This is a genomic window from Sphingomonas sp. Leaf231, from assembly GCF_001421995.1.
In the GTDB taxonomy this organism is placed as follows: domain Bacteria; phylum Pseudomonadota; class Alphaproteobacteria; order Sphingomonadales; family Sphingomonadaceae; genus Sphingomonas.
The window spans coordinates 68648-94954 of the sequence record NZ_LMLS01000006.1; the positions used below are offsets into that span (position 1 = coordinate 68648).

13 protein-coding genes are annotated in these 26307 nt (G+C 68.5%); 10 read left to right on the forward strand and 3 right to left on the reverse strand.

Translation table 11 applies throughout. The features are described 5' to 3' along the window. Positions 1 to 7 precede the first annotated feature (7 nt). Complete coding sequence (locus tag ASE95_RS16665; RefSeq protein ID WP_162234725.1) at positions 8 to 6961, reverse strand: autotransporter outer membrane beta-barrel domain-containing protein; 6954 nt, start codon at positions 6959 to 6961, stop codon at positions 8 to 10. 268 nt (positions 6962 to 7229) lie between these two features. On the opposite strand from ASE95_RS16665, the gene ASE95_RS16670 reads away from it, so the two are divergent. The 3 genes from ASE95_RS16670 (at position 7230) to repC (ending at position 12599) form a co-directional block, all read left to right on the forward strand. Continuing rightward, the gene (locus tag ASE95_RS16670; RefSeq protein ID WP_056638955.1) at positions 7230 to 9374 is read left to right on the forward strand and encodes a TonB-dependent siderophore receptor; all 2145 of its coding nucleotides are present in this window, start codon (positions 7230 to 7232) and stop codon (positions 9372 to 9374) included. Positions 9375 to 9836: 462 nt separating this feature from the next. Further along, the gene (locus ASE95_RS16680) at positions 9837 to 10751 is read left to right on the forward strand and encodes a replication initiator protein A (RefSeq protein WP_082450233.1); all 915 of its coding nucleotides are present in this window, start codon (positions 9837 to 9839) and stop codon (positions 10749 to 10751) included. Between the two features lie 591 nt (positions 10752 to 11342). After that, complete coding sequence (repC, locus tag ASE95_RS16685; RefSeq protein ID WP_056638960.1) at positions 11343 to 12599, forward strand: plasmid replication protein RepC; 1257 nt, start codon at positions 11343 to 11345, stop codon at positions 12597 to 12599. A gap of 211 nt (positions 12600 to 12810) precedes the next feature. On the opposite strand, the gene ASE95_RS16690 is transcribed toward repC, so the two are convergent. Further along, positions 12811 to 13296: a hypothetical protein gene (locus ASE95_RS16690; protein WP_056638963.1), complete on the reverse strand. Its 486-nt coding sequence runs from the start codon at positions 13294 to 13296 to the stop codon at positions 12811 to 12813. On the opposite strand from ASE95_RS16690, the gene ASE95_RS16695 reads away from it, so the two are divergent. The 5 genes from ASE95_RS16695 to ASE95_RS16715 all read left to right on the forward strand — a co-directional run bounded on the left by ASE95_RS16695 (position 13295) and on the right by ASE95_RS16715 (position 23590). Then, on the forward strand, positions 13295 to 15256 hold the full coding sequence (locus tag ASE95_RS16695) for an energy transducer TonB (protein ID WP_156348106.1): 1962 nt from the start codon (positions 13295 to 13297) through the stop codon (positions 15254 to 15256). The genes ASE95_RS16690 and ASE95_RS16695 overlap by 2 nt on opposite strands. A 109-nt stretch (positions 15257 to 15365) precedes the next feature. Continuing rightward, on the forward strand, positions 15366 to 16952 hold the full coding sequence (locus tag ASE95_RS16700; RefSeq protein ID WP_056638969.1) for a cryptochrome/photolyase family protein: 1587 nt from the start codon (positions 15366 to 15368) through the stop codon (positions 16950 to 16952). Between the two features lie 157 nt (positions 16953 to 17109). Then, complete coding sequence (locus ASE95_RS16705; protein ID WP_056638972.1) at positions 17110 to 17688, forward strand: hypothetical protein; 579 nt, start codon at positions 17110 to 17112, stop codon at positions 17686 to 17688. Between the two features lie 56 nt (positions 17689 to 17744). Beyond that, positions 17745 to 20135, forward strand: coding sequence for a M10 family metallopeptidase C-terminal domain-containing protein (locus ASE95_RS18530; RefSeq protein WP_056638975.1), 2391 nt, complete (start codon positions 17745 to 17747; stop codon positions 20133 to 20135). Between the two features lie 386 nt (positions 20136 to 20521). Next, entirely contained in the window at positions 20522 to 23590 is a 3069-nt protein-coding gene (locus ASE95_RS16715; protein WP_235528388.1) for a TonB-dependent receptor domain-containing protein, read from the forward strand. 43 nt (positions 23591 to 23633) lie between these two features. On the opposite strand, the gene ASE95_RS16720 is transcribed toward ASE95_RS16715, so the two are convergent. Then, positions 23634 to 24200, reverse strand: a complete 567-nt coding sequence (locus ASE95_RS16720; RefSeq protein WP_156348115.1) for a septal ring lytic transglycosylase RlpA family protein — start codon at positions 24198 to 24200, stop codon at positions 23634 to 23636. A 151-nt stretch (positions 24201 to 24351) separates the two neighbouring features. Between ASE95_RS16720 and ASE95_RS16725 the strand changes: the two genes are divergently transcribed. After that, the gene (locus ASE95_RS16725; RefSeq protein WP_082450234.1) at positions 24352 to 25866 is read left to right on the forward strand and encodes an HWE histidine kinase domain-containing protein; all 1515 of its coding nucleotides are present in this window, start codon (positions 24352 to 24354) and stop codon (positions 25864 to 25866) included. Positions 25867 to 25951: 85 nt separating this feature from the next. Next, the gene (locus ASE95_RS16730; protein ID WP_056638981.1) at positions 25952 to 26305 is read left to right on the forward strand and encodes a response regulator; all 354 of its coding nucleotides are present in this window, start codon (positions 25952 to 25954) and stop codon (positions 26303 to 26305) included. The last annotated feature ends 2 nt before the right edge of the window (positions 26306 to 26307 follow it).

Below are 26307 nucleotides of genomic sequence, written 5' to 3' on the forward strand. Positions count from 1 at the left end.
AGGCCCGTCAGAAGCGCAGCCGCACGCCGGCGGTGATCGTCTCCTGATGGTCGTCGCGCCCGGTCTGCGCCGAGGCCGAGGCGAACAGGTCGAGCCCGCTCGGCAGGCGATAGGCGACACCGCCGGCCGCGGTGCCGACCAGTTCGCTGCGCTGCGCACCGACCGCGGTCAGCCCGAGGCCGCCCCCGGCATAGCCCGCGAGCGCGTCGGCACGCTGGCCCTCGATCTGGTAGCGCGCGCCCAGCGTCACCGACGGGCGGAAAGCCGCGTCCGAGGCATCGCTGCGCGCGAACGTCAGCCCGGCGTCGGCGAAGCCCGCGACGTGGCGGTCCTGCGCGATCGTCAGCGCGAACGGGCTGCCGCCGCGTTCCGTCATGCCTGCGCGCGCGGTGCGGATGTACGTCACCCCCACGCGTGGGCGCAGCGACCAGCCCTGACCCGTCTCGATCCCGTAGGACGCCGCGACATCGCTGACCCAGCTGTGCAGGTCGTAGCGCCCGGTCGCCGCCGCGACCCTGCCGGGCAGCGCGCGGTCGGTGCGCGCCTTGCCGCCGTCATAGAGCAGCGAGGCGCTGAAGCCCCAGCCGCTGTCGGCGCCGTAGCGGCCGTGCACGCCCGCCACCACGCCGTCGGCGCGGGTGCGTGCGCCCAGCGCGCCGATCTGCTGCCGTCCGTTGAGGTAGCCGCCGAACGCGCCGACCATCCAGCCGCGGTCGCCGTAACCGACGCCGCCGAGGAAGCCGTAGCTCTGCGCGCGCGCGGCGTTGCTGCCCTGCGCCGCATCGCCCTGCAACGTGTGCCACTGGCCGATCGTCTGCGCGAAGGTGAACGCGCCGGCATCGTCGCGATCGGTCGCGAACGCATTGCCGCGCGCGACCTGCGCCAGCGACAGCGCATGGTCGATGCCGAGCTGCGTCGCCGAGGCATAGGCCTCCGGCGTCAGCTGCGCGAAGCCGCGCGCGTTCGAGGCGCCCGACGCCTCGACCAATGCCGGCAGACTGTCGAACAACGTGCTGGTCGCCGGCTGCACCGCCAGCGTCGCATTCGCATAGGCGATGCTGCGCGCCACCTGCGGCGCGAGCCGTGCATCGGTCAGGAACTGGCCGAGCAGCTGGATGCGATCGGCGCGCTGGACGACGACGCCGAACAGCGACGCCGGCTTGGTCACGGTCGTGAACCCGCCGGTGATCCCGCCGCTGGCGGTGATCAGGTCGTAGCTGGTGCCGGCGCGCAGCGTGCCGACCGGCACGATCTCCAGCGTGGTGCCGGTTCCGATCGACAGCGCACCGTTGACGACGAGCTTGTCCGACACGGTCGGGGTCAATTCGAACAGCGCGCGCGATCCGTTGGCGAGCGTGACGTTGCCGTTGACGGTCATCGTCCCCGGCGACGCGCCCGGGCTGAGGATCCCGGCGACGACGACGTTGCCGTTGACGGTTCCCGCCGATCCGAACGTCGCGCCCGTGCCGACGTCGAAGCGACCGGCGGTGAGCGTCGAATTGGCGAGTCCGACCAGCCGCCCGCCGTTGAGGTCCACCGCGCCCAGCGCGGCATTGCCCGCGACGGTCGCATAACCGGCGCTCATCCCGAACGCCTCGACGTTCGCGACGTCGGTGAAGGCGACCGGCGCGCTCGCGCTGCCGCCCGACACCGCGACCGTGTCGGTCCCGGCGCCGCCATCGACCGCGCCGGCGAAGCCGCCCGCGATCGCCAGCCGCTCGTTCCCGCCGGCCATGCGCAACGTCGGCGTCGTCAGCGCTGCCCCGCTCGCGATCGTCAGGTCGGTGCCCGACAGCACCTGTCGGTAGCTCTGCGCACCCGTCAGCGTCAGCGTGCCCGTGCCGGCACTCGCCAGCGTCTCGAACCCGGTCAGCGATGCGGCGTCGAGCGTGCGGGCGCCAGCGAGCGTCACGTTTGCGACATCGTCGCCCGCTCCGCCCGCGACGGTGCCGGCGAGCGTGCCGCCGGGCGCGAGGCTGAAGTCGTCGTTGCCCGTGCCGAGATCGATCGTCCCCGCGATCGTCCCGCCGTTCGCCAGCACCAGCGCCTGCGCGCCGTCGCCAAGCGTCGCGGTTTCGCCGGCGGCCCCCAGCGTGCCGGAGACGGTCAGCGCGTTGCCGGCCAGCGCCAGCGTCTCGAACCCGGACGCGATGCCCGCCAGCGTGACCGGCGCAGCGGCGGCGAAGCGCAGCGTGTCGTTCCCCGCGCCACCCGCGTACGTGCCCGTCGCATCGGCCGTGCCAAGCGCGAGCGTATCGTCGCCCGCACCCAGCGACACCTGCGCCACGTCGCCGTCGACGCCCAGCGTCTCGGCCGCGTCCGTGCCGGTTACCGCACCGACGGTATTGCCGTTCAGCGTCAGCGCAAGGCCGGTGCCGGCGAGCGCGACATTGTCGAAGCTTTGGTCGAGCGTCAGCCCCAGCGTGCCGTTGCCGGTGACCGCCAGTTGCTCGAACCCGTTACGCGCGCCGATCCCGCTGCGGTCGCCCGACAGCGCGACGCGGTACGTGTCGACGCCCGTGCCGCCATCGAGCGTCCCGAGCACGCTGCTGCCGGCGCGCTCGACATAGGTGTCGTTGCCCGCGCCCAGTGCGACCGCGCCGGCGATCGTGCCGGCATTGTCGACGGTCTCCGCCGCATCGCTGCCGGTGATCGTGGCCACGCCGGTGCTGCTCAGCGTCTCGCCCGCGCCGATCGTGGCGGTGCCGCCCGCGACGCCGATCGTGTCGGACTGGAACGCGCCGACATAGTCGACCGCGCCCGCGCCGATCTGGCTGAAGCGTTCGAAGTTGACGAACTGGCTGGCGCGGACCGTGCCGCCCGCGCTGGCGTCGACGATCAGGCCGTCGATGCCGTTGCCCGCATCGACGGTGCCGGTCAGCGTCGCCGAGGCGCGGTGGAGGAACGTGTCGTCGCCGTTGCCCAGGAACACGTCGCCGGTGAGCGTGCCGTAATTCTCGACGCGGTCGTCGCCCGCGCCGGTCGCGATCGAGCCGATGATCGTGCCAGTGTTGACGATGCGGTCGTTGGTGGTGTTGTAGCCCGCATCGATCGCGCCAGCGAGGTATGCGCCATTCGCAAGCGCGCTACCTGCGCCGCCACGGATCATGCCGGCGTTGGTGAGGACCAGTGCGGCGTTCTCTACACTGATGGCGGTCGACGATGCGCCGGTCGCCTCGATCGTACCGGCTGCGGAGTTGGTGACGGTCGCGATCGTATTCGCTGCGCCTGACAGCACCAGCGCACTCGCGAGCCGGTTGTCGAGATAGATCTCTCCGGTGAACGGATTGGTGTAGCTGGTCGACGTACCGCCGCCATTGGAGCGGATCGTGCCGGAATTGTCGACACTCAGCTGTCGTGTGCCGAGTGACGTGCCATCCTGGGTGCGTATACCCAGATACGTCGCTGTCGCACCGAGGTCACTCGCCACGATGGTGCCGGCATTGTCCAGCACCAGCGAGATGTTCGCCCCGCGCTGATCGCTTGCGTAGGCCGTCACCGCATTGTGGCCGCCCTTCGCAGTGATCGTGCCGCGGTTGGTCAGCGATACGCCCAGCGGCGCTACGGCTGCATCGACCGGAAGATCGCCCCATTGTTCCGCACTGGCGTATAAGGCTGCGATGTCGCCGCTGTTGAGCGTCGTGACGGTGCCGCCATTGGACGTCAGCGTTACCGCTGCCCTGTCGACGTTGGTGGCAATACGACCATCGTTCGTAAACGTGAGGTCGCCGGTGTTGGAAACGCTGACTCCCCCCGGCGCGGTGTCGTTCGACGCGATCGTTCCACTGTTGACGAAGCGGCGAACGCTTCCCTGGAAGCCACCAATATCCGCCTGATTGGTGAAGGAGGCGAGGATCGGGGTGTTCGCGTTCCCATTACCGTCATTGTTGGATACCGTGCCGACGATCGTGGCGGTGTTGATGATGGCACCATCGCCCGACAAGCGCAGGTCGGAGGCGATTTGCGCAACGGCGGCGAGCGTCATCACCGTATTCGTACCGATCGCCCGGACGCCTTCGACCTCGAAGCCGGTCGCCAGCGAATTGCCCAATGTCACCGTGCCGCTGGTGGTGCGTGCGTGGACATAGGTGTCCCTTCCCTCACCGCCGTCGATCGTGCCGCTCACGCCGGTCACGCCGTCATAGGCGACCAGCGTGTCGTCGCCGTCGCCGAACAGCAGGTCGCCCATGATCGTGCCGCCCTGCGCGGTGTAGGTGGCGCCGTTGAACGACCGACTGCCCCAGCTATAGCCCAGGTCTACATTTCCGGTGATCGTGCCGGCGTTGTCGAGCGTCCCGCCGCTGACGCGGATCGCAGTGACGTTGCCGGCGATCGTCGCACCGGCGCGATTGATGATCGTCGCCTCGCCATAATTCTCGACGCCGATCGTCGTGCCACCAGTGCTGGCGATGCGGCCGCCGTTGTCGATCCGCATGCCATAGCCGGCCGTCACCGCATCGCCGCCGACGTCGATCGTTCCGACATTGGTGAGTTGCAGCGCGTTGTTCCAGGCATAGAGGCCGCGGCTGGCTGCGCCCCCTGCGATCTGCCCGATCGTCCCGCTGTTGGTGACGCGAAGCGCCCCGATCCCGGTTGCGCCGTCCAGGGTGATCGTGCCGTCGTTGACGACCGTCCCGCCCGAAATGGCGTAAGGTCGGTTGAAGGTATTGCCGGTCAGGTTGCGCACCGTGATCGTGCCGGCATTGGTGAAGCTGGTGGTATCGTCCGCCAATACCGCGTTAAACGCGGTGTTCGTGCCGGTGTAATCCAGGGTTAGCGTCCCCCGGCTGGTGATCGCCAGCGTGTTCGCCGGAGTCGACGAATTGTCACCGGGATTTTGCGTCAGGCTGCCGACCTGGATCGCAGCGCGCTTCGTCGCCGCGATGTTGCCACTCACATCGACGCTGCCAATGCCGGCGAACGAAAGCGGCGTGTTGACGCCGGTCAGCGTCAGCCCGACGTCATCGTACAGATCATATCCGACCGACGTGAACCCGGCTGGTGCGGTGGCTGCCAGGCTGGTCGCCGCACGGACGCGATAGACCAGCGCCGCATCGGTGGCGTTCACCGCGCCGGATATGCCCGCAAAGGCGCCCGGTCCGGCGTTGGCCATTTCGGTGACCAGCGTGTTGCCGCTGCCCAGCGTCAAATCGCCGTTCAGCACGCCGCCCGGCAGCGCGAAATAGCGATTGTTCGAATAGCCGGAATTGCCCGCCCCCTCGAAGCGGACGTCGCCGTCGATCGTCCCGGCGTTCATGACGGCCGCATTGGTGACGGAAAAGAACCGCTGCGCCTGCGGCGCGATGCCGCCGCTGACCCGCGCGCCGGCGCGGTTGTCGAGAATACCGCCCGAGCCCAGGATCACGCCCGCATAGGCGCCGATGATCGTGCCGGTGTTCGTCAGGTTTCCGTACAGCTGGACGCCGGCACTCACGCCGGTGATGGTGCCGTTGTTGACGACGTTGCCACTATTGGAACCAAGGCTTGCACCGATCCCCGCGGTCGAGGTGATCGCGCTGTCGTTGGTGAAGCGACTGCCTGAGAAATTTACCGCGGTGCCGGCCGCGGTAATCATGCCGATGTTGTCGAACGTGCCGGTGTTCTGCGACACGCCATTGACCGCCGACGTGACGATGCCAGAATTGCTGAACGCGCGCGCCCAACTCAACGTCACCGCGAAAGCGGTACTGTCGCCGCCTGTCGCGTCGATCGTCCGGGCGTTGACGAACGAGACCGAACCGTCGCCATCGAACGTGTCGGACACGATCGGCGCGCTGCCGCGCAACGTGCCGTCATTGACGACGGTGCCGCCACCCGCGATCTGTACCAAGCCTGAGATGCCGCCGAACGCACTGTCCAGCGTGACCGTACCGCCGGTCGTGGTGATCAGGCCCAGTCGCTCGAAACCGGTCGGCAGTGCCACGGCGGCCAGCGTCGCGTCGCCGGCGATGCGCGTGCGCAGCGTGTCGACGCCGGCGCCGCCGTCGATCGCGCCGGTTACCCCGGTGACCAGCCGGCCGGCGTCAAAGCGCGCGAGGAGCGTGTCGTCGCCCGCGCCCAGCGTGAGGTCGCCGACGATCGTGCCCGCCAGCGTGTCGATCGTGCTGCCCGGCAGGCTGGTGCCACCACGCGCCGTAACGGCCCCGGTGATCGTGCCGCTGTTGGTCAGCGCCAGCGTGCCCAGGGCATCGATCGCGCCGCCGCCCGCTGCGGTGATCCGCCCGGTGTTGGTGACAAGCGCGCGCTGTGCCGTCGTGGCGAATGCGGCGCCGCCGCTGGCGGTGACGCTACCGGCATTGGTCAGTTGCCCGATCGGTCCACGGATGCCGACGATCGTGCCTGACGCCAGATTGGAGATCGAGACGGAGTCGAAGTTGTTATCGGCGACGATCGCCGGACCGGCGGTGCCGGTCATCGTGCCGGCGTTGAACAGGTTGGCGCTGACCGATCCCGTCGAATTCGCAGTATCGCGTCGCAGCAACAATGCCTGGGTACCGGTAACGCTGGCCCCGGCCGCCACCTCGATCGTGGCGCCGGAGGACGGATAGATCCACTGGAAGGTGCCCGGCCGGCAGAACGGATCCGGCACCGATGCGCCTGCATAGGGGTCGTCGGGGCAGCGCTCATAGCGAGCGGGGGCGGAGGTGACGAAGATGCCAGTTTTACCGGCGCCATCGACCATCCCCTCGACCGAGATTCTGGCTGACGTGCTGGTGCTGGTGATCGCCGCCGCGGTCGTGCCCGCGTTGACGGTCGCACCGCTCGCAACAATGACGCGCGTGTTGCTGGAGTTCAGAAACAGGCCGTCGGCATCGGTGCCGGTGCAGGTGATGGTGCCATTGGCAACGGTCGGATCCGACGAACACTGCGCCTGTGCCGATGACGCCACCCCCATGGCGACGATGCTCGTTCCGAGCGCAAGCGACCACCGGCGCAACCGCACCGAACGCTGAACTGCCATTTCGTCATCTTCCCCCGTGCGGCACCCCCTGCCGCATGTCGTTGTCTATTGGGGAGCGGACCGCACGTCCAGCGTGCCGACATGGATCTGCGGGTTGCGTTGTGCCGTATCGAGCATCGCTGTGTCGTCGCGCCGGCCCGCCCGATTCGCAGCGAGCCGGACGGCGTTCCGGTGCTTCCCTTCGCCTATGTAGCAGGCAAGCGGACAGGAATTAAACCACAGTTGCTAATGATCGCCATTCGCAATAACCGGCGCGGCGGGGGTATCTATGCGACACATCATTTATCTGGCGGCATCGGCGGCGTGCGCGACGACGGCACAGGCGCAGGAGGGGGCACCCGCGGTCACGCCGCGCGCGGAGCGTGGCGGCGTGGCGCTGGAGGACATCGTCGTCACCGCCGACCGCTCCGACAGTTTCGGCGCGGATCTCGTACAGGTCGGTACGTTCCGCAACGCGCGCGTCATCGACGTGCCGTTGACGGTCAACGTCGTGCCGCAGGAATTGCTGCGCGCGCAGGCGGCATCGGGCCTGTTCGATGCGCTGCGCAACACCGCCGGGGTCAGCCGCGCGCAATTGAACGGGTCGACCTACGACAATGTCGTGGTGCGCGGCATCCTGGTGGAGACCCGGACCAGCTTCCGGCTCAACGGATCGCTACCGACCATCAACCTCGTCGATCTGCCGCTGGAGAACAAGGACCGGGTCGAGGTGCTGAAGGGCGTCGGCGCGCTCTACTACGGCTATGCGCCGCCGTCCGGCATCGTCAATCTGGTCACGAAGCGGCCCACGTCGGACGTCACGACCTTCACCGGCAGCGTCACCGATCATGGTGCGGTCTATGCGGCGGCGGATGTCTCGCGCCGGGTCACGGACCGGTTCGGTATCCGCTTCAACGGCGCGGCCGGCATTCTGGACACCGGCGTCGATCGGGTGAACGGCGACCGCTATGTCGCGGCGGTCGCGGCGGACTGGGCGATCGGCGATGCGATCACCGCGCGGCTCGACGTCGAACATGTCGCCAAGGACATCACCGAAACCGCCGCGATCGCGGTGCCGGTCGCCGGGTCGGCGCTGGTGCCGCCGGCGGCGCCGGGACGGGTGACGCTGCCGCCGATCCCCGATCCGGCCCGCAACCTCGGCGGGCGGAACCTGCGCTATACCGCGCAGGCCACCGACATCCTCGGCCGGGTCGACGTGCGGCTGTCGTCGCAATTCGCGTTGACGGTCGAGGGCGGACAGGCCGTCACCGTTCGCGACCGCGAGTTCAGCCAGATCGAGAATGTCGATTTCCGGCCCGGGTCGGCCGGTTACGGCCGTGGCACGCTGCGCATCGGACGGGTCGTCGGGCAGCATTTCCGCAACCGGATCGCGCGCGCCGAACTGGCCGGGGCGTTCGCGACGGGACCGTTCACGCACCATCTGATCGTCGGCGCGAACAGCCAGTGGCGGTCGCAGAACGGGCGCAACGCGACCGGGGTGACCGCCGCGCAGGACTATTTCGATCCGATCGATATCGCCGTCCCCGATGCCACGACCTTCACCACCGCGCCGCTGCGGGTCCGCGACGTCGGGGCCTATGTCACCGACCGGGTGGAGATCGGCCCGGTCCAGCTGCTGGGCGGCGTGCGGTATAGCGATTATCGCAGCCGCGCGCAGTCGGCCACGGGGGTTCGCAGCGGCTTTTCGCTGGCGCGCTGGACGCCATCGGCCGGGGTGATCGTAAAGCCGGTGCGGTCGATCAGCCTGTACGCGACGTATCTGGAAGGGTTGGAGGAGGGGGGCACCGCGCCGCTTTCCGCCGTGAACGCGACCGAGGCGTTGCCCCCGGCCGTGTCGCGCCAATATGAAGGCGGCATCAAGGGCGAGGTGCTGACCGGCGTCACGTTCCAGCTGGCAGGTTTCCAGATCACGCGGCCGTTCGCCTTCCTCGATCCGCGCGACAACCGCTTCAAGCTGGCGGGACGGTCACGTTATCGCGGGCTCGAAGGATCGCTCACCGGGGAGGTGACGCCCGCGCTCTCGCTCTACGCATCGGGGCAGTATCTCGACGCGGAGGTGCTGAACGCCACGCCCGCCACCCTGATCGGCCTGCGGCCCGAGAATACGCCGAAGTGGACCGGCAGCATGTTCGCCGAATATCGACCGCCGGCGTTGCGCGGCTTCGCGCTGGGCGGCGGCGCGTTCCATGTCGGCCGGCGCGCGGTGAATGCGCTGAACCAGGGCTTCGTCGACGGCTACACGACCTTCTCCGCCTCGATCCGCTACACCGTCGATGCCATCGGCAAGGGCGTGACGTTCCAGCTCAACGCCGATAATCTGACCAACGAGCGTTACTGGAGTGCGGCGGGCAACAATTTGCTGGGGGTGGGCCTGCCACGCCAGGTCAAGCTGACGACCCGCCTGTCGTTGTGACCGGACAGGTCGGGTCGTGGCGGGTCGCCGGTTCCATCGGGGAGCGCGGCGTGAAGGCCGGGATGGCGGCCATGCGCAAGACCATCACGCCGACCGGGCGATGGAATACGTGGATCGCCGCCCGGATCGATGCGGGCCGCCACACCGATGACAGCGAGGCGATCCGCGACCGTGTCCGCGCGAACAGGCGCGCGGTTCGGGGGAAACAACGCAAAGCCGCCCGGCAAGGTCGAAGACCGGCTAGAGCCGGGGGCGAGGCCGCGTGACCGGCGACACGACCCCCGGAGCATAGCCGACAAGAAGCAGGCGCGGATGTTTGACCGGCGTGGTGCCGGCCGGTACATCTGCGTGGATGCGCAAGGCACTGCCCGGGATGTCCATCACCGCCGCGTCGCGACGCGGCATCGGCGCCGCGCCGGGGTTTTCCGCCCGAAAGCACGAACGCCCGAGCGGCGCGCGCGCATGACCAAGGTCATCCCGCCGCAGGGCGACCTGTTCCGGCTCGACAGCCCGTTGCTCGGCGACATCCAGGGCGAGCGCACCGTCGCCGAATTCCCGTTCTTCGCGCTGACCAAACGCGCGCAGATGGAGCCGATGACCTTCGAGAGCGAGGCGGCGCGGATCGAGATCAACCCCAGCAAGACCGGGGTCGCGACGATCTACGACAAGGAAATCCTGCTCTATATCGCCAGCATCATGGTCGGGCGGTTGGAGGCGGGCGAGACGATCGACCGCACGCTCAGCTTCACCGCCAACGACCTGTTCCGGATGACCGGCACCAACGCCTCGGCGCGCTCCTACACGTCGCTCAAGGCGTCGCTGTCGCGGCTGCAGGGCACGCAGATCATCACCAATATCGAAACCGGCGGCGAGGGATCGGACAGCGCCTTTTCCTGGCTGCTGAAGGCCGACATCAAATATACCAAGCTTCCCAATGGCGAGCGGCGGGTGAAGCACGTCGAGGTGATGCTGTGCGACTGGTTGCACCGCGCGATCCTCACCGATCGGCGTATCGCGGCCTATCACGACGACTTCTTCAAGCTCGGCCCGATCGAGCGGCGGCTGTACGAACTTGCCAAGTTCAATTGCGTCGACGGCGCGCGGTTCGAGATCGACGCGGTCGAACTGGCCGGGCGGGTCGGGTGCTCGCTGGAGCCGCGCTCGGTCGAGAACTTCCGCCGCACGCTGCGCGAGGTGGTGCGCAACCAGTCGATCCCCGAATATCTGCTGTCGCTGGTCGACCGCAAGGAGCCCGGCCCCAATGGCGGGCGGCCGCGGCTGACGACGATGGTGACGATCACCCACGACGAAACGCTGCGCTTCGTCGGCCCGCCCACGCCGGACCGTCCCGCCCCGGGCACATCCGACGAGGGGTAAGTGGCCGGGCAGGGGGTTTTCCGCCCGAAAGCACGAACCGCCCCGAACGGTTTCCCGCGCGTAAGCACGAGCAGCGCGTCATCCCCCGATCGGCGATGCCCGGCGGGGAGAGCGCGTCGTTGCGGGCGTGTTTCGGGGGAGAATGGCGGGTGACTCGGGCGGGGTAGCGTGACGGATGGCCCCCCGCCGGGGTTTTCCGCCCGAAAGCACGAACGATACGCGGCGAACCGGCCGACCCGTTGTGGCGATCAGCGCGGGTTCTCCGCCCGAAAGCACGAACATTGGCGAGGTTTCCCGCCCGAAAGCACGAACATTCGCGCTTTCCTACATCCGGGTCGTCCGACACATAGGTCGAGATGAGGTGGGTGCGCTGTCGCACCGCCCAAAAGGAAGTGGCTGTGAGCACATAAACGAATGCCCGGCACGAAGCCGGGCACCCGAGAGATTGTTAGGTGGCAGCGTCGCCAAACGCTGACAGGTCACAGAGACGACTTCCCATCTAGCAATTTCTGAACCTCGGTTCAAGGGAGCGCGCTTCGCGCCACGCTCTGGTTTTGCCTGCTGACGGCCCCTTGGCAAAGGGGACGAACGATGACCTGTACCCAGACGGCCTTCACCGGGGCGACCGGTGCCCGGCCGATCACCGCCTGGTCGCGCCGGATCGTGCGCGATCTCGACGCGCGCGCGCCGGAGGCCGGCGATGTGGAGCGCAACCGGCTCTACCCGGTGCTGGAGGGCGCGAAAGCGGCGCTGAAGCTGGGCACGCCCGCGCTGGAAACGCTCAAGCATCTGATCGGCTTCACCCGGCCCGACGACTGGAAGCTCGGCCGCACCCCGCTGGCATGGCCCAGCAACTATACGCTCGCCGAACTGGCGGGGGTTACCGAAAGCGCGATCAAGGCGCGGTTGCGCCAGCTGCGTGCGTTGGGGCTGGTCGCCGCGCACGACAGCGCGCACGGCCGCCGCACCGGGCGGCGCGACGCGGGCGGCGCGATCACCTCCGCCTACGGGCTCGACCTGTCGCCGCTGCGCATTCGCTTCGCGGAGCTGTGCGCGCTGGCCGAAGCGCAGACCGCGCAGTCGCGGCTGTTCAGGGAAGGGCGGCAGGCGATCGCGCGCGTGCGGCGGCTGGTCGGTCAGGTGTTGGCGCAGGCCGCCGACCTGCGGCTGACCGGTGCGCACTGGATGGCGTTGCAGGACGAGGTCGAACGGATCGCGGGCGGGGCGGCAGCGGCGCGTGGCGCACGCGACAGCGACGCATATCGGGCTGCGCTCGATCTTCTGCCTGCCCTCGAACGACAGGTCGGCGAGACGATCGACGCGTTCATGTTTTCAGAGAACAATAACCCGTCGGGGTTAAAAACCGCACCTGACATACATATACAAACCAACCCCCATCCTAATGATCCTGTAAAAGCTGTTCGGGATTGTAGTTCCGATCCGGCGGCGGAGGATCGGACGCCAACGGCAGTTGCTGCCTCGCCGTCGCGCAGCGTGTTCAAGGCACGGCCGACGGATCTGCTGGCGATGTTCCCGTCCGCGGCGATGTATGTGACCGCGCGCAGCCCGGGATGGCCCGACATTCACACCGCCGCAGCGCGGCTCCGCCACGACCTCGGCATCCGCACCGGCGTGTGGGTCGATGCGCTCGACCGGCTCGGCCGCGACGATGCGGCGATCACCATGCTCATCACGGCGGAGCGGCAGGCGAGGGGCGACATCCGCCAGAGCGCCGGCGCCTATTTCACCGGCATGATCGTGAAGGCGCAGCGCGACGAACTGGACCTCGGCCGCAGCCTGTGGGGATTCCGGACCGAGATGATGGCGGATCAACCGGCGGGCGGATGAAGACGAAGGGCGTGGCTGTCACAAGCCATATGGGCAAGTTCGTCCTGGGGAACGCCACGACCACGCACGTCGTCCGAGCAGCGATACGGGTCCGAGCAGCGATACGGCGATCGCAAGCTTCGCTCGCGACGCCCGGTGCTACGTGGCCCGGCGCGGGCTCAGCTCGGCAAGATCGTGGGCACGCGTGGCTGTACGCCGTCGCCGCGCCCGCTCAGCATGCCGCCACCAGCCGCGCCGCGCGTGGCGCGTCCAGGCCACCGCCATGCGTCGCGCAGACGCGGCCGCGCGCGTCGGTGGCGATGCTGAACGGCAGCCCGGGGGTGCGCCCCATCGCATCGGCGCGATAACGGCGCGCCTCGCCGTCCGGCGGCGTCCAGCGATACGCCTCGGGCACGCGCTGCCACATCGCGCGGGCGCCGGCCCCGTCCGCGACCATGAACACGCGCACCGCATGCGGGCGCGCCGCCGCGGCGATCGCGTCCAGCCGCGCCAGTTCCGCATGGCACGGCGCACACCACGGCGCGACCAGCAGCAGCACGGTATCGGGCGGATAATGCGGTGCCGGGTCCGCAGCGCGGGCGGGCGCGGCGATCGTCATCGCGGCGATCATCAGCCCGATCACCTTCAATGGGTCGCCTGCCCCCTCGACAGCGCGGGCGCGCCGTGATGTGTTCGCCGCGATCGAGGGAGGGTTCATGTTCGTATCAATGCTCGCGCTGGCGATGGCCGGTCAAGCGGCACCGGCGGCACCGGCGGCCTCGCAAAACGCGCAGGCGCGGTTCGACGCCGCCAGCAAGGCCGCGTCGGACGGCCAGTGCGCGGAGGCGGTGCGCGGGTTCGCGACGCTGGCGGGCAGCCGCAACGCGCTGCTCGCCGCGGCGGTCGACGTGCGCAACGGACGCTGCCTGATCGAGCTGGGACGCGCGGCGGAGGGCAAGGCGGCGATCGAGCGCGGATTGCCGGTGCTGGTGGCGAAGGGCGAGGCGTTCGCGGGCGACGTCTACGAGGCGCAGATGGCACTGGGACGGCTGGCGCAGCGCGAGTTCGCCTATGACGATGCCGTGCGCGCCTACGCGGCTGCGGCGGCGCAGGTGCGGGGCGCCGACCGCATCCCGGCGCTGCTGCGGCTGGCGCAGGCGGCCCTGTTCGACCGCGACGGTCGCGCGCTGGCGGCGACCGACGAGGCGCTGCGGCTGGCCGCCGCGACCCCCGACATCGGCAAGAAGAACCTTGCCGCGGTGCAGACGATCCGCGCACGCGTCCTGCTGAACGAAGGCCGCACGAAAGAGGCCTATGCGATGCTGAAGGACAGCCTGGCCAAGCAGGGCGGGCTGACCAACCGGGTCGGCGCATCGGACATCGCGACCCGTTCCGACCTCGCCATCGCGGCGCTGAAGAGCAACGATCGCGCCGGCGCGCGCATGTATCTGGCCTATACCGGGGCCGGGCGGGTGCAGAACACGCCGTTCACCACCTCCGCATCGATGGCGCCGCCGACCTGCGGGGACGGCGGGCTGACCCCGGAGGACGAGGCGATCGTCGAATTCTCGCTGGAGGAGGACGGCCATGTCGCGGGCGTGGCCCCGGTCTATGCGACCGGCGGGCGCGACAAGGCGGTGGCGTTCGCGCGCGCCGTCACCGGGTGGTCGTGGCGTGCGGAGGATGCCAAGAAGATCCCGGCGCTGTTCCGTCACACCACCCGCGTCGAGCTGCGCTGCGTCAAGGCCGACCGCGCACCCGCTTTGACCGCGCCGCTGAACGAGGCGACCGAGGCATGGCTGGCGCAAAAGGGCGCGGGGGAGCCGGCGTGGGCGGGAATGTCCGCCGCCTCCGCGCTGCCGCTGCAACGCGCCGCGCTGGCGGAGGCGACCGCGCGTGGCGACCGTCCGCGTCAGGCGCAGGCGGCGATGGCGCTGGCGGGCAGCCCGGTCGTCGCGCAGGCCGAGAAGCCCCTGCTGCATGCCACCGCGCAGGCGGCAGTGGATGCGGCGCGTGCACCGGTGCCGGTACGCGGGCTGGTCGCGATCCTGTCCGCCGACGCATCGTATGACGAGGTGGAGCGGGAACGCAGCGGCCTGCGCGCGTTGCTGGCGCGGCCCGACATGGCGGGCGATCCGCTGACCGCCGCCACGCTGCGGCTGCTGATCGCGCAGCCGCGGGGGCGCAAGGGCCCGCCCGAGGATGCCGGCGCGCTGTTGCGGCAGGTGAGCGGGGACGCCACGCTGCCCGCGCAGCATCCGCTCCGCGTCGCTGCGTTGCTGGCGGAGGCCAACGTGCTGGCGGCCAAGGGTGACCTGAACGGCGCGCGCACGGTGTTCGATCGCACCGGGCTGACGTCCGAACAATGCGCGACGATCGGGCTGACCCCGGCGATGCGCAGGACGGGAGCGGGATCGAACGACTTTCCGATGGAGGCGGTCCGGCTGGGTTTCGAAGGCTGGGTGCGCACCGCGTTCGACATCGCGGCGGACGGCCGGACGGTCGCGCCGCGCGTGGTGATCGCCTATCCGCCGTTCATCTTCGACGAGGCGGCCAACGGCATCGCGCGCGACGCCCGTTACACCAGCACTTTCCGCCCCGCAGGCGCGCTGGCCTGTTCGGGCGAGCAGCAATCGGTGCGCTTCCTGCTGCCGGGCAGTCAGCCGCCGAAGCCGTAACGCCGCGCGGGGGCGACGCCGCCCATGGCAATGGCGTCGCCAGGAGCGGTATCGATCGTGGCGGCATTCATCGTGGCGGCGCGCGGCCGTGTCGTGCGTTTCCCCGCGCATGACCATGCTGATCCCGCTGCTGGGCGACCAGTTGACCCACACGCTCGCATCCTTACGCGACGTCGACCGTGCGCAGGCGGTGGTGCTGATGACGGAGCTGTGGGACGAGGCGACCTACGTGCGCCACCACAAGAAGAAGATCGCGCTGATCTTCGCCGCGATGCGCCATTTCGCCGATGAATTGCGCGGCGACGGCTGGACGGTCGATTACGTGACGCTCGACGCGCCCGGCAACACGCACGGCTTCACCGGGGAGGTCGTGCGTGCCGCGCAGCGCCACGGCGCGACCGCGATCCGCACCGTCGCGGGGGGCGAATATCGCGTGCGGCAGGCGCAGGACGACTGGGCATTGCGCACCGGGCTGCCGGTCGACATCCTGGAGGACGACCGGTTCGTCTGCCCGCTGCCCGATTTCTACGCATGGGCGCAGTCGCGGCGCGAACAGCGGATGGAGTATTTCTACCGCGACATGCGCCGCCGCACCGGGTTGCTGATGACCGCGGAGGACAAGCCGGTCGGCGGGCAGTGGAATTACGATCACGACAACCGCGAGACACCGCCGCGCGGCGTGAATTACCCCGCGCCCGAACGGTTCGCGCCCGACGCGGTCACGCAGGAGGTGCTGGCGCTGGTCGGCGCGCGCTTCGCCACGCATTTCGGCGACCTCGCGCCGTTCGCGCTGCCGGTGACGCGGGCGCAGGCGCTGGTCGCGCTCGACCATTTCATCGCCGCGGCGCTGCCCGATTTCGGACGCTACCAGGACGCGATGGTCGCCGGGCAGGATTATCTGTTCCACAGCAGCCTGTCGCTGTGCCTGAACCTCGGGCTGCTCGGGCCGCTGGAGGTGTGCGAGGCGGCGGTCGCGGCCTACGATCGCGGCGACGCCGCGCTGAACGCGGTCGAGGGGTTCGTGCGGCAGATCATCGGCTGGCGCGAATATATGCGCGGCATGTACTGGTGGGACATGCCCAAGTTCGCGGAGCGCAACGCGCTGGCCGCGACGCGACCGCTGCCCGATTTCTACTGGACCGGCGACACCGACATGCGATGCCTGTCCGAAAGCGTCGACCAGACGCGGCGCGAGGCCTATGCCCATCATATCCAGCGCTTGATGGTGCTCGGCAATTTCGCGCTGCTCGCCGGGGTCGCGCCGCGCGCGATCTCCGACTGGTTCCTGGTCGTCTATTTCGACGCCTACGAATGGGTCGAGATGCCCAATGTGATCGGGATGAGCCAATTCGCCGACGGCGGCGTCATCGCGTCCAAACCCTATGTATCGAGCGGCGCGTACATCGACCGCATGTCCGATTATTGCGGGCGTTGCCGGTACGACGTGAAGAAGAAGACCGGTGCGGACGCGTGCCCGTTCAACGCCCTCTACTGGGATTTCCTGGCGCGCCACGAGAAACGGTTCGCGGGCAATGCGCGGATGCGCAACATGTACGGGACGTGGCGGCGCTTCTCCCCCGAGCGGCAGGCCGAATATCGCGACAGCGCCGCGGCGTTCCTCGCCACGCTGGACCCGGCAGCAGAGGGATGGGCGATGGCGACAGCCTCTGCGCAGGACCCGGCAACCCACGGATGAACGACGGCAAGTATCTGATATGTCTGCCGTTATAATATTACTGCGCCCGTCACGCCGGACCCGTAATGAACTTTCGGTGACGGAATGGTTAAAATACGATTGACGCTGCCCTGGCGACAAGACAGTCTCCGTCGAAACTTCCTGGGGGATAACGGAAGTGTCGACGGGATATGGAACGGGAGCACGGATCGCGGCGGCATCGTCGTCGCTGGTGCTGCTTGCCGCGTCCGCCCCGCCGCTCGCCGCGTCGCCCGCCGCCATGCCCGGTCCTGCCTCCGCTTCGCCATCCGACCTCGCCATTGATCCGCCGGCCGGCCCGGCGCTGATCTGGGGCGACGTCGCTTCGGTCGGCGTCACCTGCCTCGTCCATACCGCGCGCGGGATCGACAGCGGGGCGCTCCACGATCGCCTTTGCGCGGCCGTCCGCACGCACGCGGCACGCAACGCCCCGGTGCCGGTCGTCGCCGCCGCGCTGGGCGGGGAAGCGCTGGCCGCAGGGCGCGTCACGTTGCTGGTGCAGGCCACGGTCGCGGCGGTGCGCGGCGCGGATGTCGTCGCGCTGACCATCCGCCCGTTCCGCAACGCCGCCGATGCCGGGCAATTGTTCGGCGCGGCACCGCGCGTGGTGGCCGCGGACGATCCCGCCGCGCTGGACAAGGCGGTCGCCGCGCTGCTCGCCGAAACCTTGCCGTGGCAGGCCGATGCGGTGGCGCGACGCTCGCCGCTCCGGCCGTGACGCGGCGCACATCAACATAAAACCAGGCACGACCATCAACACAGGGGATTGAGCATATGGCGATCGGGAACACGGCCGAGATCGAGCAATTGATCGGGCATGCGGAACACCAGACCAACCTGTTGAAGGACATGGTGTGCAACTGCCCGGCGTGCACCGGCGGCGTGCAGAAGGACGTCGGGATGATCGATCCGGTCTCCGGGCTGAAGCTGAGCGTGCAGCAGGGCTCGGTCGATTATCTGGCCGGCACCACCGCCGCGAACGGCAAGGCGATCTGGTCGCCCGATCAAATCGCATCCTACCTCAACCGTTCGGGCGCCAGCTGGATCGGCGGAGCCGATCCGGCGCGGCAGGGCGACAGCAACCTGCGCGAGGTCACCTTCGGTTTCCACTTCTCGCAGGAGCAGCTGGGCGCGAGCGGCTATCTCTATCGGGATGGCACGACGACCGTCGCTCTCGCCGAATATTCCAACTTCGCCGCCTTCAACGCGGAACAGCGTGACGCGACGCGGCTGGCGATGAGCTTCTGGGACGATGTCGTCGACATCTCGTTCCGTGAAGTCAACGCCTATCAGGCCGACATCAACTTCGGCAACCTGGCGAGCGCACCGAACACGCAGGCCTATGCACGGCTGCCGTTCGGTACGGTGTCGGACGATCCCGTGGTCAACGGCGATGCCGGGCGGATCGTCGGCGACGTGTGGGTGTCCGCCAGCCAGGCGAGCAACTTCCAGCTGACGCCGGGCGGCTACGGCCTGAACACGCTGACGCACGAGATCGGTCACGCGATCGGCCTGTCGCATCCCGGCAATTACAACTTCGGCCCCGGCTTCGCGGTGAGCTACGCCAACGGCGCCGAATATTACCAGGATTCGCGCAACTACACGATCATGTCGTACTGGAATCCCAGCGACATCGGTGCGGGCGACATCGACTGGAACACGATGGCGCGCGCATATGGCGGCACCCCGATGATCCACGACATCCTGGCGGTGCAGAAGATGTACGGCGTGGATACCACCACCCGCACCGGCGACACGGTCTACGGCTTCAATTCGACCGCCGGCAAGAACGTGTTCGACTTCGCGGTCAACAAGGCGCCGATCGTCACGATCTGGGATGCCGGCGGCAACGACACGCTCGATGCCTCGGGCTTCCGCACCGATCAGGAAATCAACCTGAACCCGGGTTCGCTCAGCAGCATCGGCGGCGTGTCGCTGGCCGAGGCGCGCGAGCGGCTGAGCTTCGACCAGGTCAACGCCAATCGCGCCGCAATGGGTTACGCCGCGATCACCCGCGCCAGCTATGACTCGCTCTACGGGCAGCTGCTGGCCGGCGCGCGCAACAACCGCCTGACCGACAATGTCGGCATCGCCTACGGCGCGACCATCGAGAATGCGGTCGGCGGCAGCGGCAACGACCTGATCATCGGCAATGCCGTCGCCAACCGGCTGAACGGCGGCGCGGGTGCCGACATCGTCAGCTATCGTGACTCCGCGGCGGCCGTGTCGGTGTCGCTGCTGACCGGCCGTGGCAGCGAGGGCGATGCGCGCGGCGACATCTACACCGGCTTCGAGGGTATCGAGGGCGGTGCGGGCGCCGACACGCTGGTCGGCGACAATGCCGCCAACGTGCTGATCGGCGGCGCGGGCGCCGACATGCTGACCGGCAACGGCGGGCTCGACACCGCCAGCTACCGGTTCGCGACCGCCGGCGTCACCGTTTCGCTGCTGTCGGGCCGCGGCACGGCCGGCGATGCGGCGGGCGATCGCCTGACCAGCATCGAGGCGCTGGAAGGCGGGCGCGGCAACGACATGCTGTACGGTTCGAACGCCAACGACACGCTGACCGGCAACGCCGGCGACGACCGGCTCGAAGCCTATGCCGGCGACGACGCGCTGGACGGCGGCGCGGGCAACGACGTGCTGTACGGACAGGCCGGCGACGACTGGCTCGACGGCGGGATCGGCAACGACCAGCTGTACGGCGGCGCGGGCAGCGACCAGTTGTACGGCGGTGACGGTGACGACATCCTGGACGGCGTGTTCGACAATGACGTGCTGTTCGGCGGTGCCGGTAACGACACGCTGTACGGCGGCGCGGGCGACGATGTGATCTACGGCGGCGCGGGCAACAACATCCTGTTCGGTGGTGCGGGGGCCGATACCTTCCGCTTCACCGACCTGGGCACGCGCGACACGACCCGCGATTTCACGCGCGGCGTCGACACGATCGACCTCAGCCTGCTCGATGCCAAGACCGGCGGCGCGATCGACGCGTTCAAGTGGGTCGGCGCGGCCGAGTTCAGCAAGGCGGCGGGCGAGTTGCGCGCCTTCACGCTGGATGGCCTGAACTATCTGGAAGGCGACGTGAACGGCGACGGGGTCGCCGATTTCTCGATCCAGACCAACGTCAGGATCCTGCAGAGCGACGTCTTCTTCGGTTGATGCGTACGAAGGCCGCGGGCAGTGACGCCCGCGGTCCGGCGGTTCCGGACGGCGCGGGGAGGCATTCCTCCCCGCGCCGTTTCTTGTGGATTTGCCCTGCGTACCGACGCCCGCAAAGGATTACGCCCGCCCGGCCCATGTTGCCGGGTTTCATGCGTAGCAAAATGCTATCGCAATCGGCAGACAACGGGTGCGATGGCTCCGTTCGTTTTTTTTGCGCCGCACCGCGATTACGACAAATTGGTATTGTTTTAATATTGCAATGGTGACACCTTTTGTCGGCTGGCACCGGGGAGATCAGCAGAATATCGTGCGTACGATCTGGTCGGAAAAGCCAGGCGACGTGCATTTCCCCGGCGCTTCAGGGAGCGAGCAAGGGGAAAGATATGACGATGTTGAAGGGTTTGCTGGCCAGCGGTTGCTGCGTGGCTGCATTGATCGCCATGCCGTCGCTGGCGTCGGCGCAAGTTGATACCACGCCATCCACCGCGATCGGCGATCCGGTCGCTTCCGCCAAGCTCGCCGCCGATCCGACGCGGGACAGCGGCAACGACAACGGGCAGGACGTGGTCGTCACCGGCACGCGCATCACGCGTCCGAACACGCGGTCGGCCGCGCCGATCGTCACCACCACCGCCTTCGACATCGCCGCGCAGGGCGCGACGACGATCGAGGAAGTGGTCAATCGCCTGCCGCAGGTGCAGGTCAATTCCGAACAGAATTTCAGCGATTCCGAAGGGCGCCAGCGCGTCAAGCTGCGCAGCCTCGGCTATGAGCGCACGCTGATGTTGATCGACGGGCTGCGCATCGGCCTGCCCAATACCGTCGACGTCGGCATCATCCCCAACGCGCTGGTCGAGCGGATCGACGTGCTGACCGGCGGCGCTTCGTCGGTCTACGGCTCGGACGCAGTGTCGGGCGTCGTCAATTTCATCCTGAAGAAGAATTTCGAGGGCATCCGCATCGATGCCAATTACAATTTCTTCAATCACGACAATGGCAGCAACGCGGTGACCGAGGCCGCGCGCCGCGCGGGCTTCAGTTCGTCGCAGGGGCTGACCAATGACGGCGGGCGCAGTGACGTCAGCCTGGCGGTGGGCACCAACCTGTTCGACGGGCGCGTCAATTTCAGCACCTTCATCAACTATCGCCAGGCTGATCTGGTGCGGCTCGGCGATCGCTCGACCGCAACCTGCGAAGTGACGCAGCCAGCCAACAACGCCGCGCTGGGCTGCAATCGGGCCAGCTTCACGCCGGCCGGCACGATCATCCCGCAGTCCGGCCCGCGCGCCGGGCAGCAGCTGGTCAACAACCCGAACGGCAACGGCACCTTCATTCCGATCAACAGCGGACCGGCGGGTACGTCGGCCAACCCGTATGACGACCATGCCTTCCAACGCCCGTTCGAGCGCGTCAATGTCGGCGGCTTCCTGACCGCCGACTTGGGCGCTGGGATCGAGCTCTACAGCAACGCCCTGTTCTATCGCGATAAATCCTACAACACGATCCTTAACCGCACTTTGAACTTCGGCGCATATGGCACCGATCCGTACCGGGTGAACTGCGACAATCCGTTCCTGTCGGGAGCGCAGCGCACCGACCTGTGCGGCGTCAATGCCGGGATCGCGGGCCAGTCCGCGCCGATCGATCTGCGCTATCGCTTCGACGGGCTGCCGTTGGTGGAACAGAAGTTCACCAACGAGGGCTATCGCATCGTCGCTGGCCTGCGCGGACGCGCGTTGAACGACGTGTGGACCTATGACGTCGCCGGAATGATCTCGCGTGCGCGGCTGGACACGATCGACGTGCCGATCGCGCAATTCGCCAACGTCAACCGTTCGCTCGACGTCGTTAGCGTCGGCGGGGTGCCGACCTGCCGCTCGGTGGTCGACGGCTCCGATCCGCGCTGCGTGCCCTTCAACGCCTTCGCGCCGTTCAACAAGGATCAGGCGCTCAACCAATATCTGTACGGCGGCGCGTCGGGCGGGATCAGCACGCGCATCCCGCGGCTGATGCAGTTCCTGGCGACGACCAGCGGTGACCTCGGCAAATACGGCATCACCTCGCCGCTCGCCGAACAGGGCGTCGCGATCGCGCTGGGTGCCGAATATCGCTCGGAGATGGAGCGGACGATCGTCAATGAGGTCTTCATCGCGAACAATGGCGGCCAGAACCAGCGCGTTACGCAGAATATTCTGGAGGCGAACGCCGAAATCCAGGCACCGTTGATCGAGGACCAACCTTGGACGCGACTGTTGCAGGTCAACGGCGGCTATCGCGTGTCGAAGTACAACCGCCTCGACGACAAGTTCACCACCTGGAAGATCGAAGGGCTGTGGTCGCCCATCAAGGACATCACCTTCCGCGCATCCTACAACAAGGCTCAGGCGGCACCGGGCGTCGGGGCGGCGGCCGGTGCGTCGAACATCTTCTGGAATCAGGGGTTCTACGCCGATCCGTGCGCAACGCGCGTCAATTCCGCCAATCCGAACGGTCCGCGCCTGGCGCCGATCGCCACGCAGGCGCAATGCGCCAACACCGGGTTGGCCGCCAATCTGTACGGCAGCCCGACGCTGGTCTGCCCCGACGAGCGCTGCACGGTGCGCGAGGGCGGGTTCAACCTGACACCGGAGACCGCCTATACCAAGACGTTCGGTGTCGTGCTGCGTCCGCGCTTCCTGCCGGGGCTGACGGTGTCGGTCGACCGCTGGCTGATCGATCTGGAGGACCAGCTGGTGTTCCTGCAGCCGCAGGACATCATCAACGAGTGCCTGACCACGGGGCTGGAGTATTTCTGCCGCGGCATCATCCGCAACCCCGGCACTGGCACGCTGTCCAGCTCGCCGGCGACCAGCCCGTCAACCGGCTGGGTCGCGCGCGGTTCCTCGAACGGCTATAAGGAGCAATCATACGGCTGGGATTTCCAGGGTCAGTACAATGTCGGACTGGGTCAGGCCGGATTGCTGGACGTCAACTTCAACGGCACGCTGATGACGCGTAACGGCGGACAGGCGTCGCCCGCGGCGATCAAGCGCAACTGCACCGGTTATTTCGGCAGCGGTTGCGGCGAAAGCTTGCCGCGCTGGGCCCACCAGATGCGCGTGACGTGGTTCGCGCCCGACCGCGTCGCCAACGTCTCGGTCAACTGGCGTCACCGTGGCGGCATGCCGACCACCTTCTATGCACCAGCCGGCACCGGCATTCCGGTGCAGGATGCCAGCGCGCGCCGTGACGATTATTCGAAGATCGACGCGTACAACTGGATCGACGTCGCAATCGGCTTCAACATCAACAAGCAGATGACGTTCCGGATCGCCGCGAACAACCTGTTCGACCGTAATCCTCCGATCGTTCCGGACAGCCGTTCGCGGATCGGGCTGCTGCGTGGCAACACGATCATGGGCTACGACCTGCTCGGCCGGCAGATCGTGGCGGGTGTCTCGCTGAACCTGTAATCCTGTCGTCGGCACGTCGATCCGTCGACGTGTCGACATGACCCTACATCCCCGACGCGGCCAGCTGCGATCGCCAGAAGGCGAGTGTGCCGGGGTCCACGTCGGGGCGCGGGGCGGCGGGCTTGCCGTGGCGCAGGCGGTCGCGGTCGCGATCGTCGGGCTCCACCACGCGCACCCGCACCGCCGCATGTCCGGCATCGCGCATGCCCAGCGCCTGCGCCGCGCCCTTCGACAGGTCGATGATCCGCCCGCGCGCGAACGGGCCGCGATCGTTGACGCGCACCACGATCACGCGGCCGGTGTCCAGCGACGTGACCTCGACATAGCTGGGCAGCGGCAGCGTGGCGTGCGCGGCGGTGATCCAGCCGGGGCGGAACTTCTCCCCGCGCGCTGTGCGATCGCCGCTTTCGGCGCCATACCAGCTCGCCCGGCCCAGCATGTCGTAATCGGGGGCGCGCGCCGGCGTATAGGTTTGCCCACGCACCACGTACGGGCGTCCGATCGTCACCGGCGTGTCGGCGACCGCGCGATACCGCCCGCCGCATCCTGCCAGCAGCAGCAGCAGCAGCGCCGCGAGTGCGAAGGCGGGGGAGGGGAGCTGCAGGGACATCGGGCGCATGCCCCGTCCGCTACCCCCCGGTGCGCACCGGAGCAAATCGGGAGCGGAAATGGCGGCGGTCGATCGCCCGGAAGTGCGCACGGTGCGCGAAATGCCCGGAAATGATTGTGCAGGCGACATGATTGCCCTAGGTTAGGGTTCCGTGGACCGTCAGCCGCTTGCCCCCGTTCCGGTCCGCCCGGCCGTCGTCTCGCCCGAAGTCGCGGCCGCCGTGGCCGCGTTCGCGCAGCGCATCGCGACGGGTGACCCGTTCCAGGCGGTGGTCGCGCATTCCAACGTGGCGATGGTGGTGAGCGATCCGACGCTGCCCGACAATCCGCTGGTCTATGTCAACGACGCCTTCACCGCGCTGACCGGCTTCGCCGCGGAGGAAGTGGTCGGCCGCAATTGCCGCTTCATGCAGGGGCCGTTGACCGAGGCGGGCGACGTCGCGCGGTTGCGCGATGCGGTGGCGCGGCGCGAACGGATCGAGATCGACCTGCTGAACCACCGCCGCGACGGTACGCCGTTCTGGAACCGGCTGATGGTGGCGCCGGTGTTCGACGCCGGGGGCACGCTGCGCCATTTCGTCGCGTCGCAGCTGGACGTCACGACCGAGCGCTACCGGTTGACGCGGCTGCGCGAGGATCGCGACCAGCTGACCGCAGAGGTCGGGCGGCGCGAAACCGCGCTGGCCGAGCGCGAGGCGCGGCTGGCGATGGCGCTGCGGGCCGGCGGACTGGGTGCCTGGACGATCGACCTGCCCGACTGGCGGCTGACCGCGTCGACCGCGTGCCTCGCCAATTTCGGCCGCCCGGCGGATGCGCCGTTCACGTTCGAGATGTTCCGTGCCGCGCTGCACCCCGACGACGCCCGCCGGGTCGAGGCGGCGATGGCCGATGCGATCGCGCACGATGCGGCGTGCGACCTGGAATATCGCGTGCTGACCGACAGCGGCGAGCAACGCTGGGTACATTTCCACGGGGGAGTGCAGCGCCGCGCCGACGGCACGCCCCTGGCGCTGTCGGGCTTTTCCAGCGACATCACCGCGCGTAAGTTCGCCGAGGAACATCGCGCGATGCTGGCGCGCGAGCTGACCCACCGGGTCAAGAACACGCTGGCCACGGTCGGTGCGGTGGTCAGCCAGACGCTGCGCGACGCCGTGTCGCTGGAGGAGGGGCGCCACGCCGTCGCGGGACGGATCGCCAGCCTGGGCGCGGCGCACGAATTGCTGGTGCGCGACGAGGTGGACGGCGCGGCGATCGGCGAGATCGTCGCGCGCGTGCTGGCGCCGTTCATCGATGACGGCGGGCAGCGGTTCACGATGGGCGGGCCGGAAATCCGCCTGTCGCCGGACATCACGCTGGCGCTGTCGATGGCCCTCCACGAACTGGCGACCAACGCGATCAAATATGGCGCGCTGTCGGTGCCCGCGGGCACCGTGACGATCGCATGGGCGCTGCGCGACGATGCGGACGAGGCCGGCGACGGGGCGGGCAGCGGGCGGCGCTTCGCGTTTTCGTGGGTGGAGCGCGGCGGTCCGCCGGTGGTGCCGCCGACACGTACCGGGTTCGGCACGCGGATGATCGAACGGGTGCTGTCGCGCCACGTCCGCGGCACCGCGACGATCCATTATCTGCCCGAGGGCGCGCGTTTCGAGATCGAAGCGCCGATCTGACCCGGAACGGCCACGCACCGTCGCGGCGGGGAACCGCACGGTCCGCGATCGCTTATGCCGGCACGCGACGCCCCGGGAAAAGCGCATGTGCCACGTCCTCATCATCGAAAACGACTGGCTGCTGGCGGATCATGTCGCGCAGCTGGTCGAGCGTGCGGGCGCGACCTCGATCGATCTGGCAGGGGCGGAGGACGAGGCGGTGGCGATGGCCATCGCGCGCCCGCCGTCGGTGATCGTGTCCGACGTGCTGCTGACGGCGGGCACCGGCCCGGCGGCGGTGGGGCGGATCGCGGCGCGGATCGGCGCGTGTCCGACGATGTTCGTGACCGGCACCCCCGATCTGTGCGCGCCGCGCGGTGCCGGCGCGCTGCTGCTGGTCAAGCCGGTCGACGACGACCGGCTGGTCGCTGCGTTCCGTACGCTGGTGCCGCCGTCCTGAAG